Source organism: Desulfosporosinus sp. BICA1-9 (genome assembly GCF_000802135.1).
On sequence record NZ_JUEE01000144.1, the window covers coordinates 12,632 to 28,349 of the forward strand.

13 protein-coding genes are annotated in these 15,718 nt (G+C 44.9%); all 13 read left to right on the plus strand.

Features of this window, described 5'->3' with window-relative positions:
• Nucleotides 1-159 precede the first annotated feature (159 nt).
• The 13 genes from JL57_RS17470 (at nucleotide 160) to JL57_RS17530 (ending at nucleotide 15,685) form a co-directional block, all read left to right on the plus strand.
• Complete coding sequence (locus JL57_RS17470) at nucleotides 160-3,177, plus strand: FAD-dependent oxidoreductase (protein ID WP_291300231.1); 3,018 nt, start codon at nucleotides 160-162, stop codon at nucleotides 3,175-3,177.
• A gap of 35 nt (nucleotides 3,178-3,212) precedes the next feature.
• Nucleotides 3,213-3,980 (plus strand): hydrogenase iron-sulfur subunit, encoded by a 768-nt coding sequence (locus JL57_RS17475; RefSeq protein WP_291300221.1) that lies wholly within the window; start codon nucleotides 3,213-3,215, stop codon nucleotides 3,978-3,980.
• 109 nt (nucleotides 3,981-4,089) lie between these two features.
• Nucleotides 4,090-4,542: an NAD(P)H-dependent oxidoreductase subunit E gene (locus JL57_RS17480; RefSeq protein ID WP_034143302.1), complete on the plus strand. Its 453-nt coding sequence runs from the start codon at nucleotides 4,090-4,092 to the stop codon at nucleotides 4,540-4,542.
• A gap of 9 nt (nucleotides 4,543-4,551) precedes the next feature.
• On the plus strand, nucleotides 4,552-6,249 hold the full coding sequence (locus tag JL57_RS17485; protein ID WP_034143303.1) for an NADH-ubiquinone oxidoreductase-F iron-sulfur binding region domain-containing protein: 1,698 nt from the start codon (nucleotides 4,552-4,554) through the stop codon (nucleotides 6,247-6,249).
• Between the two features lie 4 nt (nucleotides 6,250-6,253).
• A complete protein-coding gene (locus JL57_RS17490) occupies nucleotides 6,254-6,871 on the plus strand; it encodes a 2Fe-2S iron-sulfur cluster-binding protein (protein WP_034143304.1) in 618 nt (205 codons plus the stop codon).
• 48 nt (nucleotides 6,872-6,919) lie between these two features.
• On the plus strand, nucleotides 6,920-7,684 hold the full coding sequence (locus JL57_RS17495; protein WP_034143305.1) for an enoyl-CoA hydratase/isomerase family protein: 765 nt from the start codon (nucleotides 6,920-6,922) through the stop codon (nucleotides 7,682-7,684).
• A gap of 23 nt (nucleotides 7,685-7,707) precedes the next feature.
• Nucleotides 7,708-8,454: an SDR family NAD(P)-dependent oxidoreductase gene (gene fabG, locus JL57_RS17500; protein WP_034143306.1), complete on the plus strand. Its 747-nt coding sequence runs from the start codon at nucleotides 7,708-7,710 to the stop codon at nucleotides 8,452-8,454.
• 320 nt (nucleotides 8,455-8,774) lie between these two features.
• Complete coding sequence (locus JL57_RS17505; protein WP_034143307.1) at nucleotides 8,775-9,965, plus strand: thiolase family protein; 1,191 nt, start codon at nucleotides 8,775-8,777, stop codon at nucleotides 9,963-9,965.
• A gap of 36 nt (nucleotides 9,966-10,001) precedes the next feature.
• Nucleotides 10,002-10,967, plus strand: coding sequence for an MBL fold metallo-hydrolase (locus tag JL57_RS17510; RefSeq protein ID WP_034143308.1), 966 nt, complete (start codon nucleotides 10,002-10,004; stop codon nucleotides 10,965-10,967).
• A gap of 97 nt (nucleotides 10,968-11,064) precedes the next feature.
• A complete protein-coding gene (locus tag JL57_RS17515; protein WP_034143309.1) occupies nucleotides 11,065-12,099 on the plus strand; it encodes a zinc-binding dehydrogenase in 1,035 nt (344 codons plus the stop codon).
• 599 nt (nucleotides 12,100-12,698) lie between these two features.
• Complete coding sequence (locus JL57_RS17520) at nucleotides 12,699-13,469, plus strand: acyl-CoA dehydratase activase (RefSeq protein ID WP_034143310.1); 771 nt, start codon at nucleotides 12,699-12,701, stop codon at nucleotides 13,467-13,469.
• A 19-nt stretch (nucleotides 13,470-13,488) separates the two neighbouring features.
• Nucleotides 13,489-14,364 carry a benzoyl-CoA reductase, bzd-type, subunit Q gene (bzdQ, locus tag JL57_RS17525; protein ID WP_034143311.1) on the plus strand — a complete coding sequence of 292 codons (876 nt, stop codon included), beginning with the start codon at nucleotides 13,489-13,491 and terminating at the stop codon, nucleotides 14,362-14,364.
• Nucleotides 14,365-14,494: 130 nt separating this feature from the next.
• The gene (locus JL57_RS17530; RefSeq protein ID WP_034143312.1) at nucleotides 14,495-15,685 is read left to right on the plus strand and encodes a Xaa-Pro peptidase family protein; all 1,191 of its coding nucleotides are present in this window, start codon (nucleotides 14,495-14,497) and stop codon (nucleotides 15,683-15,685) included.
• Nucleotides 15,686-15,718 lie beyond the last annotated feature (33 nt).

Genomic DNA, 15,718 nt, shown 5'->3' on the forward strand with positions numbered 1-15,718 from the left:
AAACTAAAAGAAGCTATTAAGTCGGCAGCCCGGCCGAACCCGAACAGTACGGGTACATAAAAACTACGGAGGTGATATAAAGTGGAAAATGAACTATTGCTAAAAGAACAGATTCAACTACTTTGTAATAGTGCTGGAGACAAGAATTTTGGAGACGTTATGGTTGTTGGTGGAGGGATCAGCGGTATTCAAGCCTCTCTTGATCTGGCCACTGCCGGTTATAAGGTTTACCTAGTTGACAAAGCGCCGAGTATCGGCGGCCATATGGCCCAACTTGACAAAACCTTTCCAACCAATGACTGCTCAAGTTGAATAATCAACCCCAAACTGGTCGAGGTCGACCGGCAGCCGAATATTGAGGTCCTGACTTATACTGAAGTTGACAATGTAGAAGGGGAAGCTGGTAACTTCAAGGTAACCTTGAAGAAAAGGCCCAAATATGTTGACGAGAGCAAATGCACGGGTTGTACTGTCTGTGTAGAATACTGCCCGGTCAAGTACCCTGATCAATTTAATCAGGAAATATCCGATAATAAAGCCATCCATATTTACTTCACTCAAGCGATACCTCTGTCCACTTATATTGATGATAGCTGCCTTTACCTTAAAGAAAAGAAATGTGGTATTTGCCAATCGGTCTGTAAGACGGGTGCCATAGATTTTAATCAAGTGGCAGAGAAGGTCGAAGTAAATGTAGGGGCGATAGTTCTGTCCCTTGGGTTTGAGCCCTTTGATCCTAAGTTGAGGAATGACTATGGCTACGGAAAGTTTGAGAACGTGGTAACCAGTCTTGATTATGAACGAATATTAAGTCCATCCGGGGCCTACGAAGGGGAGATACTGCGCGCTTCAGACAAAAAGCATCCCCATAAAATTGCCTGGATTCAATGTGTCGGTTCCAGACAGGTTAACCCTGAAGGTGGCAACAGCTATTGTTCTGCAGTATGTTGCTCATATGCCCAAAAACAGGTGATTCTGACCAAAGAGCATGACGCTGAGGCCGAGTGCACCATATTCCATAACGATATTCGTTCCTATAACAAGGATTTAGAGCGCTACTTCCAAAAAACAGAGCAACTCCCCGGGGTTCGATTTATCAGAAGCTACGTATCGATAGGAAAAGAGATCCCGGAAAGCAAGAATGTAACGATCAGATATTCGACTCTCGATGATGGAGTAAAAGAGGAAGAATTCGATCTGGTGGTCTTATCCATCGGCTTGAATCCGCCTACTGGTTATGAGGATCTGGCAGATAAGTTCGGCATCGAGCTCAATTCACACGGCTTTTGCAAAACAATTTCTTCCAATCCTATGGAGGCCAGTAGGCCTGGGATCTTTGTAAGCGGAGCCTTTCAGGGTCCTCTGGATATTCCAGAGTCGGTTTATTCTGCCAGCGGGGCTGGCTCCCAATGTGGTGAACTGCTTGACTTCAGGCGAGGGAAGCTGTCCAGGGAAAGGCAATATCCGCCAGAAAGGGATGTCTCCCAAGAGGAGCCTAAGGTAGGCGTCTTTGTCTGTCATTGTGGGGCAAATATATCTAGGATAGTAAATGTTCCTTCCACGGTCGAATATGCTTTAAGCTTACCCAATGTAGTCTACGCTCAGGAACAGCTATTTTCATGTGCCACTAATTCTGCCAAAGAAATTGCAGACATGGCCAAGGAAAAAGGGCTCAATCGCTTAGTGATCGCTGCCTGCTCTCCCAGGACCCTTGAACCGTTGTTCCGGGACACCCTACGAGAAGCGGGAATTAACCAATACTACTTGGAAATGGCTAATATTAGAGAACATTGCTCTTGGGTCCATGCCAAAGAAAAAGAAGAGGCTACCCAAAAGGCCAAGGATCTAGTCCGGATGTCAGTAGCTCGAGCGTGCTATTTGGAGCCTTTGCAGGAATTTGCTCTGCAGGTTAACAAGACGGCCTTAGTGGTTGGAGGCGGACTGGCCGGGATGACTAGTGCACTGAGTGTGGCCAATCAGGGGCATGAGGTTTACCTGCTGGAGAAGGATAAAGACCTAGGGGGAATCGCACGCAAAATCTATTACACCCTCGAAGGGCTTGATGTTCAAGAGACTTTGCAAGAGGTCATCCGCAAGGTTTATCAGCACCACTTAATCCATGTCTATACTGATGCTACCATCACAGGTACGACGGGTTACGTTGGGAATTTCGTAACCAAGGTGAAACATGAAGGAAGAGTCAGTGAGATAAAACATGGCGCCACCATTCTCGCGACAGGTGCTGAGGTATATCAACCCACGGAATACCTTTATGGCGAAGATGATAGGGTAATGACTAACTTGGAGTTGGAGGAGAAAATCGCCAAAGGAAATGAAGGGCTGCTCAACTCTAAGAGTTTGGTGATGATCCAATGCGTAGGATGTAGAAATGAAGACAGAAACTACTGTAGTCGGATCTGTTGTAGTGAGTCGATCAAGAACGCCCTGAAACTAAAAGAGCTAAACCCTCAGATGGACATCTATATTTTGTTTAGGGATATCAGAACCTATGGCTTAAAAGAGGATTATTACAGGGAAGCGGCAAGTAAGGATGTCAGGTTCATCCGCTATGAGCCGGAGGATGGACCATCGGTGGAACCAGCTGTGGATGAGGATGGACGGAGTGTCTTAAGGGTTAGCGTGACCGATCTTGTTTTAGGTAAGAAACTGGAAATCGATGCTGATGCCCTCGCTTTAGCTGCCGCCGTTATTCCATCAGAGGGAAGTCAGGAAGCAACCCGGTTATTCAAGGTAACAACCAATCTTGATGGTTTCTTTAAAGAAGCCCATGTCAAATTAAGGCCTGTTGAGTTTGCTGTCGATGGGGTTTATCTTTGTGGAATAGCCCACTATCCTAAACTAATATCGGAATCTGTCAGCCAGGCGTATGGAGCTGCCGGGCGAGCCATAACTCTGCTCTCCCATGATACAGTCGTAGCCTCCGGAGCTGTTTGCGAAGTGAAGGAGAGTAGCTGTATTTCGTGTGGAGCATGTATCACCGCATGTACGTATGGTGCACTAGAATTTTATGAGACACCACAAGGCAGAAAGGCTAGGATTAATCCTGTTCTTTGTAAGGGAGATGGTCTCTGTAACACAAAGTGTCCAACAGGAGCAATTCAACTAAAACACTTTACTGATGAAGAGATCATGAGCCAAATTGACACGGCGGTTTAAGACGGGATTACTACTAAGTAAGGCGGTGAGAACGAGTGAGTACAGGACTTAAATTTAAACCAAAAATATTAGGTTTTGTATGCCATTGGTGAGCATACGGGTCTGCGGACCTAGCTGGCGTGTCCAGACTACAATATTCAACTGAAAGCAGGATTATTCGCGTCATGTGTTCCGGTAGAGTCGACCTGTCCTTTGTATTAAGGGCCTTCTCCAATGGAAATGATGGAGTGTTTATTGGTGGTTGCCGTTTTAATGATTGTAATTATAGTACCCATGGTAATTACCATGCCTTAAACATGGTACTTCTGTGTAAGAAAATAATGGAGAACATTGGGCTGAACCCCGAAAGGTTAAGGATGGAAACAATGACTTCCGGGGAAGGAAACCTATTCGCCGAAGTAATGAATGACTTTGGCAAGAAGATGAAAGAGTTAGGGCCTCTAGGCAAGGCCGAAGGAATAGACAAGAAGACCTTAAAGTCCAAACTTGAAGCAGTTACAAACTTAGTCCCTTACATCAAACTGGTGGAAAGGGAGAGAATGCGAATAACGATTCAATCGGAGGAGGTCTATCATAATTTCTTCGCCAGTGACGAGTTCAAAACGTTGTTTGATGAAACAATTGGGGAGAAATTGGCAATCAGCCAAATTATCTCACTCTTGCGGGACGGGCCCCAGACAACCGGAGAGATCTCTAAGGTATTAGACCTGACCCCGTCTGAGGTATCAAGGCACCTTAATAGTTCATCAAGTCAAGGACTAGTCAGGTACGAGGAAAGCCAAAAACGCTTTGCTCTCGCCTAAGGAATAACTGTGTTTCCTGTAGATATAATGCCTGAAAGATTACAATCACTCGAACTTCGAACATCGAACATCGATTTCGGGGAGAGAAGGAGGTCAGGACAGAGAGATTATGGATAATGATGCAATTGATCAGATTTTAGATAAATATCAGGGCCAAGCCGGTTCACTGATTCGAGTCATGATGGAGATTCAGGAAGAGAAACATTGGCTTCCCAGAGAAGTATTAGCGAAGATCAGTGAGAAATTAGGGGTGCCCTTTAGTCGAGTACTGCGCATAGCTACCTATTATAAAACCTTCAGTTTGACTCCCAAAGGACGTCATGAAATTCACGTTTGTACAGGTACCGCCTGTCATATTCGTGGTGCGCAGAGTGTTCTCGACTCGGTGCAAGACCTGACTGGAATTAAACCTGGTGAAACGGATGCGGATCAGAAGTTTAGTTTGGAGACCGTTAACTGCCAAGGCTGTTGCACTTGTGGTCCAATGCTAAAAATTGATGATCAGACTCACAGTAGGATATCGCCTAACGAGATAGCAGAGGCGTTAAAAAAATATGATTGAGGGAAGATTATGACAAGGATAAATTCGGCTGCTGAATTGGAAGAACTCAGGCAGGGCATCTTGTCAAAAAAAGATCCCGATAAGCCTAGTATCGCTATATGTGCGGGACTCAGCTGTCTCGGCCTCGGTAACGGCCTAGTTATTAACGCCTTTAAAGAAGAAATCAGGAAACAATCGTTAGAAGCTAAAGTGGATGTAATAGCCACCGGCTGCCATGGCTTTTGTGAAAAAGGGCCGATTGTTGTTATTTATCCTGAAGAAATCTGCTATTTAGAGGTTAAGCCGCAGGATGTCCCGGAGATAATTTCCCAGACTATTATTGAGAAAAAAGTAATCAACCGCTTGGTTTATACAGACCCCCATACTGGTGAAAAAGTAGCGCAGATGGCTGAAATACCTTTCTATAAAAACCAGATGCGGGTTCTGATGGGTAATAACGCAAAGATTAATCCTAAGAGCATCGATGACTACCTGGCGATTGGCGGCTATTCTGCGTTAGCCAAGGCTCTGCTTGAGATGAGCCCTGTGCAAGTCCTTGAAGAAGTACAGAAAGCCAACTTGCGCGGACGGGGCGGCGGTGGCTTCCCTGCAGGTAGGAAGTGGGAGACTACCCGTAATGCCCCCAACGAAGTGAAGTATGTTATTGTGAACGCTCATGAAGGGGAGCCTGGGGCGTTTATGGATAGAGCTCTCTTTCAGGGAAATCCGCATAGCGTGCTGGAAGGCTTGATCATCGGTGCGTATGCTATAGGTTCACATCAAGGCTTCATTTACACCCGGCATGATACTCCGGAGCTAAGAAAGAATCTAGATATTGCCCTTGCCCAGGCGGAGGAGTACGGCCTGCTGGGTGAAAATATCCTTGGCTCCGGTTTCAACTTTAAGGTTGAGGTGCATTTTGATGTCGGGATCTTCGTATCAGGCGAGTCCAGTGCCTTAATGAGGTCAATAGAAGGAAAAGCACCGGAGCCAAAACCAAAATATATCCGTACTTCGGTAAATGGTATTTGGGATAGGCCGAGTAACCTGAACAATGTGGAAACTTGGGCTAATGTGCCTCAGATCATCGCTAAGGGCTCCGAATGGTATAACAGTATCGGGACAGAGCGGAGCAAGGGGACAAAACTCGTATCCTTATCAGGTCATGTATGTAATTCAGCTGTAGTAGAAGTTCCTTTGGGTACCTCGCTCAGAGAAATTGTCTACGACTTTGGTGGTGGAATTCCAAACGGAAAGAAACTTAAAGCGATTCACTTTGGAGGACCCATGGGAGGGACTATTCCCGAGAGCCTCATCGACAACCCGCTGGATTTTGATGTGCTGTCAAAACTGGGAGCTTCAATGGGGGCAGGGGATATGCTGCTAATGGATGAAGATACCTGTTTAGTTGAGGTCGCTAGGTACTTCATTGATTTCCTCTCTGGGGAATCGTGCGGCAAATGCGTTCCATGTCGTGAAGGCATCAGGCAGATGCTTAATATCCTGACTAATATCACTAAGGGCAAGGGAAGAGAAGGGGATATTGAGCTTTTGGAGGATTTAGCTGAGGTACTCGGCGCAGCGGCCCTTTGCTCGCTGGGCAGGAGCGTTCAAAACCCGATATTGAGCATGTTAAAATACTTTAGAGGTGAATTTGAGGCGAACATCAAGGAGAAGCGGTGCCCGGCACATTCCTGCAAGGAACTGATCGCATTAGAGGGAGCATAGAAAAATGAGTGAAATTATTTTACAGATTGACGGAAAAGAAGTTACGGCAAGTGAAGGCATGACCGTTTTACAGGCTGCACAACAAGCGGGAATATCGATTCCGACACTTTGTCACCATGAGAAATTAGAACCTTATGGGGGTTGCCGCTTTTGCACAGTAGAAGCAGACGTTCGCGGCTGGACAAATTATGTTGCTGCCTGCCTTTACCCTGTGGCCAAAGATTTGGTCGTCAGAACCAGGTCTGAGAAGTTAGCTAGAATTCGCAAAATGATCTTGGAGCTATTGCTGGCTCATGCTCCGGATGCCTTTGATTTGCAGGATTTGGCTATAGAGTATGGAGCAAACAAAGACCGTTTTGAAAAAGATTCCTCATTTTGCATTCATTGTGGTCTATGTGTAAGATACTGTGCCGAGGTCAAAAAGAAGAACGCTATTGCCTTTGTTGACAAAGGCAAAACTCGGGAGATATGCTTCATTCCTGAGATAGCTTCCCAGGAGTGCTGGAACTGCAAAGAATGTTTTCCTCTTTGCCCTACAGAGGCACTCCAAACGGCTTATGTATTAACTAAAGCGCTCGCATTTCCTACACCTTCTTTGGAGCAAACGCGAGTGGGAATATAAGCAACGATTAATACTATGACGATAAAGATGTGAAAAGGAGGGTATCGTATGAGTTATGATTTTATCAAGGTGAATAATGTGGATGGATTGATTTCCATAACCCTAAACAAACCGCCACTTAATGTTTTGACTATTCCTATGATGGAGGAAATCGCCGACGCATTTGTCTGGGCCCAAGGGCAAACCGCTAAACTTATCCTCTTAAATGCAGAAGGGAAGGTCTTTTCAGCCGGTGTAGACGTTGCGGATCACACACCTGATAAGGTGGCAAAAATGATTGAGGTCTTCGACAGCATATTCCATAATATGTATAATAACGATAAACCTATTGTGGCAGCTGTTAATGGTGCGGCTTTGGGTGGAGGATATGAACTGGTGCTTTTCTGTGATATGGTCGTAGCTTCGGAAAAGGCGAAGTTCGGACAACCAGAAATAGCTGTCGGAGTATTTCCACCCATAGCTGCCTACATGCTTCCCAAATTAACCTCTATGCCCCATGCTATGGAATTGCTTTTGGGAGGCGAGGTCTTCGATGCCGCCAAGGCTGATAAGTTGGGGTTGGTGAACGCTGTTCTACCCGTGGATTCCTTTGACGAAGGCGTGAAGCAATTTTTACAGAAGTTTATGACAATGAGCCCATTAGTGCTGGCGTACACCAAAAAGGCCATCAAGGCCGGCCTGAATAAGGGCTTTGTTGAGGGACTAAAGGCTATTGATGATATTTACCTGAATGAATTAATGCCTAGCGCGGATGCCTTAGAAGGGCTAAACGCTTTTATGGAAAAACGCAAACCAGTCTGGCAGGGTAAGTGAAATAATTTAATGGGGGAAAAGAGATGAAACTTGCAGGAAAAGTAGCCTTAGTAACAGGTGCGAAGGATGGCATAGGCAAGGCTGTTGCTTTGGCCTTTGCTAGTGAGGGCGCAGATGTGGCGCTAGTTAGTCGATCAATCACTCGTGACGATGATGTTGTGCGAGAGATTGAAGCGCTTGGACGTAAAACATGCGTAGCTACTGTGGATGTTGCGAAAAAAGAATCAGTGTTCGCAATGGTTCAAAAAGTTAAAGAGGAACTGGGCCAAATTGACATCTTAGTCAATAACGCTGGTTTAAGTAAACCCGCTATGATGCTCAAAATGAGCGAAGAGCAGTGGGATGACGTTATAAATATCCACTTGAAAGGAACGTTCCTTTGCATGCAGGCTGTAGCAGGAGACATGAAAGCCCGTGGTTATGGTCGAATCATCAATGTGACTTCTTCAGCTGGGTTACAAGGCACGATCGGGCAAGTGAATTACGCAGCTGCTAAAGGTGGAATAAATGCTTTGACAAAATCTGCGGCACGGGAATTAGCTAAATACGGAGTTACGGTTAACGCGATTTCTCCGTTTGCTGTCACAAAAATGACGGAAAAAATTTCTACAGATCCAACCTTGAGTGCTAAGTATTTAGATAAAATACCCATGGGCAGATTCGGGCAAACGGAGGAAATGGCGGGTGGTTTTGTCTTTTTGGCATCTCAAGATGCGAGTTATATTACTGGGCAGATTCTCTGTATTGAGGGTGGCATGATCATGCGCTAAGCGACGCGCCTAATCGCTAAGTATTTTATTCCGAAACACGGCCATAAACGATTACAATTCCGCTGAGGATTGGTTTCGCCGAGTCGCCTTCCCAATACGAACACTCGAAGGCGAAGGGGTTGAATCCATCCTACAGTGCTAAAGTATTTTCAGGGTCCAGCGCCTTCAGCGTAAGTCATCCTACGGCGCGAAAGTATCCGTTTGTGGTACTGCGCCTTCGGCGTAAGTCTCCACTGGAGACTTACGTCACTGAAGTCTCGACTTTGTTTGAACGAGTTCACTATATGAATATTAAGTTAATAAAAAGGGGGGGACCAGAATTGCAAGAAGTTGTAATCGTCAGTGCCGTAAGAACGCCACTTGGTAATATCGGAGGAACACTTAAAGACATTACGCCCCAAGAACTTGGTGGTCTTATCGTAAAAGAGGCTGTTGCTCGGGCAGGTGTAAGTCCTGATTTAGTAGAGGGAGCTATCATGGGTTGGTCGCGTCAAACGACTGAAGCCGCAAATATCGCTCGCGTTTGTTCACTTTTGGCGGGAATTACGGAAGATGCCTCTGCCTATACAGTCCATTGTCAATGTGCTGCCAGTTTAAAAGCTATCAGCAATGGAACCCAAGAAATCCAGACCGGAAGATCTGCAGTGATTGTGGCCGGGGGAACCGAAAGTTTGAGTCGGGCACCCTTTTACCTTAAAAATGCGCGCTATGGGTATGGTGCTGGAGATGGGGTATTAGTTGATTCCTTGACAGAAGCAGGCCCAGGTGGGCAACCTTCTTCGATTTATGGCAGTGTTTCGATGGGTGATACTGCTGAAAATGTGGCCGAAAAATATAATGTTTCGCGAGAGGATCAGGATAAGTTCGCTTTCCAGAGTCAGGAAAGATGTCAAAGGTCCTTAGCTTCAGGGGTTTTCAAGGATGAAATTCTACCTATTGAGATCAAGACTCGAAAAGGCACGGTTATTTTTGATACGGATGAAGGGCCAAGAGCTTCGACGCTGGAAAAACTAGCAAGTTTAAAACCAGTGTTTAAGAAAGGCGGATCCGTTACAGCAGGTAATTCTTGTGGCCGTAATGATGCTGCTGCGGCAGTGGTACTGATGTCTGCTGAAAAAGCTAAGGAATTAGGTATCAAGCCTCTGGCTAGAATTGTTACAGATGCAGCAGTTGGAGTACCACCGCAAATCATGGGAATTGGTCCCATACCAGCAGTACGTAAAGCTTTAAAACAAGCTGGGCTTAGTTTAGCCGATATTGACTTAATTGAATTGAATGAAGCTTTTGCTTCACAATCATTGGCAGTTATTCGGGAACTTGGGCTTGACATGGAGAAAACGAATGTCAATGGTGGTGCCATTGGCTTAGGACATCCAATCGGAGCAACCGGAGCTCGTTTAATGACGACTCTTCTTTATGAACTGCGTCGACGTAATGGCCGCTATGGGATGGTTACACTTTGTATCGGTGGTGGGCAAGGTATGGCTACTATTATTGAGGCGCTGTACTAAACGGAGACTGAAGGTAACGAAACGGAGAACAATGGGATGCAGATCTATGAGTACAAGGTACCAATTCCAGGTGTTGGGTTTAAGGCCAACGCTTACCTCATAAAACTCGAAAATAATCAGTCCATCCTAGTAGATACTGGTCCAAATGCCCCTCAAGCGTTGGATATACTCGAAGCTACTCTGAAAAAAGCTGAAGTCAGTTGGGAGGATATTCGACACATTTTGGTAACCCATGGGCACTATGACCATTTTAGCTTTGCAGCGCAAATTGTGGAACGTTCAGGTGCCCAGGTTTGGGTCCATCCCGCTGATAGACATAAATTAACCGGTACTTTAGAGAATCCTTTTTTTGAAGACCCTGAGCCAGCCATTCCCTTTTTGGAAAAACTCGGTGTCCAAAAGAGCCGGATAGCAAGTTTGATAAGTGAAGTAGTAGCCTCAGAGAGAGAGTTTAAGCCCTTATCGGTGTTTTGTATCCGCTCTTTGTCACAGAGTACTGACTTAGAACTTCTTGGTCTGACCATTAAGGTAATTCATACACCTGGGCATACACCCGGTAGTTGTTGTTTTCAGCTTGTAGAAAATGGCGTAGTGTTCACTGGTGATACCTTACTGCAGCAAATTACTCCAAACCCAGTCTTTAATATTTATGGGGAAGATAGAGACTTGAGCTTGGTAAGGTTGCAGGAGTCTATGACAAAGATTGCCCTGCTTGGAGCTTCTAAAGCTTATCCAGGACATGGCAAACCGATCCTATCAGTTGACCAAGCAATTGAGCATCAATTTAACCGTATGGCTAAACGAAGTGAGCAAGTCCTCCGAATTATAGGTGCTCAACGCTTGAGTGCATTTTCTATAGCCAACGAATTATTTCCTAGCGGCGGGCGATATCACACTTGGTTAGCTCTTTCGGAAACACTAGGGCATTTGGGTTGGCTAAGGGTTCAAGAGCGTGTTCGGATTAGGAGTAATGCTGGAATTATTTACTGGGAAGCTCAGTGAGCAACAGGTTTACCTAATGCACTCTAAGCCCAAAGGGTATCGTAGATATCCAATATAAGGAAGAATATTTCCATGAATAATTGGAGGTGTATTTATAATGAAAGCAGCTGTATTTTATGGTCCTAATCAGCCTCTTAAAGTAGAGGAAGTTCCAATGCCAGTCATTGGAACTGGTGAAGTTTTAGTTAAGGTTGCCGCCTGCGGACTATGTCACACAGATATAGGCTATATTGACCATGGTACTCCTACTTTTAAGAAGCCACCCTTGATCTTAGGACATGAGATCTCTGGTACTGTGTTTGAAGTCGCCCCAGATGTTACAACATTCAAAGTCGGGGATCATGTTTTATTGCCAGCGGTTATGGCCTGTGGTGAATGTGGCCCTTGTCGTCAAGGACGTGGCAATACTTGTGAAAAAATGAAGATGTTTGGGAACGATGTAGATGGTGGCTATGCAGAATATGTCAAAGCTCCTGCAAATAATCTCTTTCATTTACCAGATGAAATCCCTTTGATTGAAGCTGCTATTATTGCCGATGCTATTACTACACCTTTCCATGCTGTAAAAAACCGGTCCGGTGTGAAACCTGGTGATACTTTACTTGTCTTTGGTTGTGGAGGGGTTGGCTTAAACCTTGTCCAACTTGCTAATGCTGCGGGTGCCTCTGTCTATGCTGTTGATATTATGCAATTCAAATTGGACAAGGCTAAAGACTTAGGTGCTGTTGGTATCTTTAATCCCAAAGATTATCCCGATGATAAAGCGTTTGTTAAAGCAGTCAAGAAAGCGACGGTTGGCGCTGGAGTAGATATTGCTATGGAATGTATTGGCAATCCGAAAACACTGGAAACTGCTTTTAATCTTGTACGAAACGGCGGGCGCCTAGTCATCGTAGGTTATCCGCCAAGTCCGATGTCACTAAATGCTAGCAAGGTTATGTATCGAGAAATGGAAGTTGTGGGTTCTTTAGGCTGTTCTTTACAAGATTATCCAAAAGCAATCGAGCTGGTTCGTAATGGAAAAATCCAATTAGTACCCATGGTAACTAAACGCTTTACACTTGACCAAATTAATGAGGGCTTAGATTTCTTACGCTCCGGTGAGGGTATCAGATCGGTTGTTTGTCCCTAAACACCACTATTCAGGTCGTCTTGAGACAGTAAGATGGACTGAACCCAGGGATTTCCCATTTAAGCTTACTAGAAATTTATCCAATCGTAAGACTCCCACTTCTTCAAGTGGGAGTGGGTCCTCGTACTCCGCTTCGGTGGGGGTAGAGTCCGACTTCGCCGCTAAGAGTTCCTTTTGGGACGTGCGGCTTCGGCGAAACCCTCCACTGGAGGCTTTCGTCACCGAAGACTCGATGTTCAGCTTTAGCTTGACGAATTCACTACGCCACTCTTTCGAGAATTTATTTTCTAACAAACTCGCGTTTAATAACGCGAGTTTGTAGTGTTTCAGAGATAGCAGTTGAATAACAACTAGTATTTAACTAGGTGGACAAAAGTGCCTTTGATACCAGAAGTTGTGCCGACAAATTCAAAAAAGGCTATAATAAGATGCTAGGAACTATTAACCCCCCCTTGGGGCTCTCACTATCATGAAAACAGTTGCTTTATTAGGGGCGATAAAGGAAGATAGTAGATCAGCAGGAGCAAGAAGGACATAGATCAAGTCGTATCTGACTTTTGATCTCAGGCATCTAAATATAAGGAGGTAAGTTAAGTAAAATGATTACTGTAGGAATTGATAGTGGAAACAGAAGCACAAAAGTAGTGGTACTCAAAGATGGAGAAGTCATTAGCAGATACATGACCTTAACAGGTTTTGAGATCAACGAGGCGGCTACAGAAGCCTTTACTAATGCGTTGGGACAGGCCGGTTTAAAGGCAAAGGATGTAGCAGCACTAGCCTCAACGGGTGTAGGGCGCAGTGAAATTAAATTTGCTCAAGCTTATGTTACAGAGGTAGAAGCTGCCGCTCGAGGAGCCAGATTTGTAGTACCAACCGTCAACACTATTATCGACTTGGGAGCAGAAGAAGGCCGAGCGATTAAGCTTACCCTAGAGGGTAAAATATCCGACTTTGCCACCAATGAAAAATGTGCTGCTGGAGCAGGATCTTTCGTCGAATCCATGGCAAGAGCCTTGCAAACTACCGCAGAGGAAATGGGTCCACTGTCTATGAAACATACCAAAAAAGTCCCGATGAACGCCCAGTGCGTCGTATTCGCCGAATCAGAAGTCGTCTCATTAATCCATCAAAATACCGCAATAGAGGATATTGCCAAAGCTGTGCATGATGGAGTCTCGAACCGAGTTAGCTCAATTGTGCGCCGAGTTGGGATCGTCGACGACGTAGCACTCATCGGCGGCCCAGGTAAAAATATAGGGTTAGTCCAATCCCTAAGTGAAGACTTGGCCAAAGTTATCATCGTTCCGGAATATCCCGAGTTTATCAGTGCCTTAGGAGCAGCACTGTATGCAGTAGAAATAGGGTAAAAGAGAGGAGGTTCAAAGTATGAGTGAGACTGTGAATAATAAAAAAGAGTACTGGAGATGGAAAGAATATAACTGGAAGAACCCAGATATCGATTGGACAGGTAAATTAGTCACAGCAGGTGTAGATGTCGGTTCAACTAGTTCTCAGGCCGTTATTTGTGTTGATGGTGAGTTGTATGCCTATTCAAATATGCGGACCGGATCGGACAGCCTAAGTTCCGCCACGAATGCCATGAACTGGGCAATGGAAGGTACTGGACTAACCTTAGAAGAGGTTAAATTTACCGTAGGAACGGGTTATGGCAGGGTAAACGTACCTTTTGCCGATAAAACTGTTACTGAAATTGCTTGTCATACTAGAGGAGCAAACTTCATGTATGGACCCACTCTACGGACTTTGTTGGATATGGGTGGGCAAGACTGTAAAGCCATCCACTGTGATGAAAAAGGAAAAGTCACCTCCTTCCTAATGAATGATAAATGTGCCGCAGGAACTGGACGTGGAATGGAAGTATTCGCTAACTTATTATCCGTCTCTATCGAGGATGTTGGAGAAATGTCTCTAAATGTTGAAGAAGAACCCATACCGGTATCGAGTACCTGCGTTGTATTTGCTAAGACAGAAGCTACAGGGCTGTTACGGCAAGGATGGTCTAAAGAAAAAGTCCTAGCAGCCTACTGCTTAGCCATGGCCCGTCGGGTAGTCAATTTGTTAGAGCGTAACGGAATGGAAAAAAACTTTGCTATCACCGGTGGAATCGCCAAGAATGCCGGTATAGTTAAACGGCTAGAAAGGCTCCTGGGAGTAGAAGCCCTTAAACCCAAATATGATACCCAAATTGCCGGAGCCTTGGGCGCAGCACTCTTTGCTAAAGCATTGTATGAAAAACAATAATTCTTTTCTATAAAGCAGATCGGTTATGGTGCTGTATTGCTTGTTGAAGATGCAGGAAAACTTTGATCAGATGGAGAATGATGTATTATTATAATGAAAGCGCTAATAGCTTTAGTTGAGGAGGCAAACAATGAAGGTTCCGGAGTCCGAATTACAACAAAGGGTAAATAATTTACAGGAAACGTTGCAAAGGGAAGGGTTCGATGGGGCATTATTAGTACAGAGGGCTGATACTTTGTATTATAGTGGAACAGCTCAAAATATTCATATTTATATTCCCCAGGTTGGGCAACCACTTGTTATGGCCTATCGTGATGTAGCCAGAGCCGAAGAAGAAACGGATTGGAGGGTAATACCACTTTTGGGGCTTTCTAAAATCCCGGGTTATCTTAAAGAGGCCAGTTTACCCTTGCCTAAAGTATTGGGCCTAGAGTTTGATGTCTTACCTGTTAGCCAATATGAACGCTACCGTAAAGCGTTTCAGGAAATCCGTTTTGTTGATGTTTCCCCATTTATTCGTTTACAAAGGGCTACTAAATCTACATGGGAAATAGCCCGTTTAGAAGAAACAGCTCTTGTATATCCACAAGTATTGGCCTATGCTCAAGAAATTTTACGCCCTGGGATAACTGAAGTTGAGTTTGACTCACACCTAGAGCAAAAAGCACGGGCTGCAGGTCATGAAGGATATTCACGGGTGCGCGGCTTTAATTCTGAATTTCACTTTGGTGCGATATTTTCTGGTTCGAGGGCTACGGTTCCAGGATGTTTTGACGGTCCAATCGTTGGCAAGGGAGCATCGATTGCTTTCCCCCAAGGACCTTCTAAGGCTATTATCCAAGAAGGGGAGTCAATTATTCTGGATTTTGTTACAGTAGTCAATGGTTATCAAACAGATCAGACTCGGCTCATGGCTTATGGTAATATGTCTCCGGAACTACTTGCAGCGCATGAAATCATTTTAGAGGTAGAAGAAAGATTGCGTAAAGCTATGATACCAGGAAGGATCGCAGGGGAAATCTATGCTGAAATTATGACTTGGGTCAAAGAAAATACACCGTATGAACAAAACTTTATGGGTTTTGGTCAAGCACGTGTTGCTTTTATCGGGCATGGAATTGGGCTGGAACTCGATGAGTTACCAACAATTAGCCGGGGTGCCAAAGAGGTGTTAGTCTCTGGAATGGTTGTGGCAATCGAGCCTAAGTTCGTTTTCCCAGGTTTAGGGGCAGTAGGAATTGAGGATACTGTTGTCGTTGAGGGAGACGAAGGTGCTCGCTACCTGACCTTGTCGCCAAGGGAACCGATTATTGTACGGTAACTACTTGACCGACAATTTGGTTTTTTTGCCAAA

Bases quoted from the DNA above. Each gene is read 5' to 3' on its own strand.
- JL57_RS17480 (WP_034143302.1), top strand. From the start codon at position 4,090: ATGGATAATGATGCAATTGATCAGATTTTAGATAAATATCAGGGCCAA.
- JL57_RS17485 (WP_034143303.1), top strand. From the start codon at position 4,552: ATGACAAGGATAAATTCGGCTGCTGAATTGGAAGAACTCAGGCAGGGC.
- JL57_RS17490 (WP_034143304.1), top strand. From the start codon at position 6,254: ATGAGTGAAATTATTTTACAGATTGACGGAAAAGAAGTTACGGCAAGT.
- JL57_RS17495 (WP_034143305.1), top strand. From the start codon at position 6,920: ATGAGTTATGATTTTATCAAGGTGAATAATGTGGATGGATTGATTTCC.
- fabG (WP_034143306.1), top strand. From the start codon at position 7,708: ATGAAACTTGCAGGAAAAGTAGCCTTAGTAACAGGTGCGAAGGATGGC.
- JL57_RS17510 (WP_034143308.1), top strand. From the start codon at position 10,002: ATGCAGATCTATGAGTACAAGGTACCAATTCCAGGTGTTGGGTTTAAG.
- JL57_RS17515 (WP_034143309.1), top strand. From the start codon at position 11,065: ATGAAAGCAGCTGTATTTTATGGTCCTAATCAGCCTCTTAAAGTAGAG.
- JL57_RS17520 (WP_034143310.1), top strand. From the start codon at position 12,699: ATGATTACTGTAGGAATTGATAGTGGAAACAGAAGCACAAAAGTAGTG.
- bzdQ (WP_034143311.1), top strand. From the start codon at position 13,489: ATGAGTGAGACTGTGAATAATAAAAAAGAGTACTGGAGATGGAAAGAA.
- JL57_RS17530 (WP_034143312.1), top strand. From the start codon at position 14,495: ATGAAGGTTCCGGAGTCCGAATTACAACAAAGGGTAAATAATTTACAG.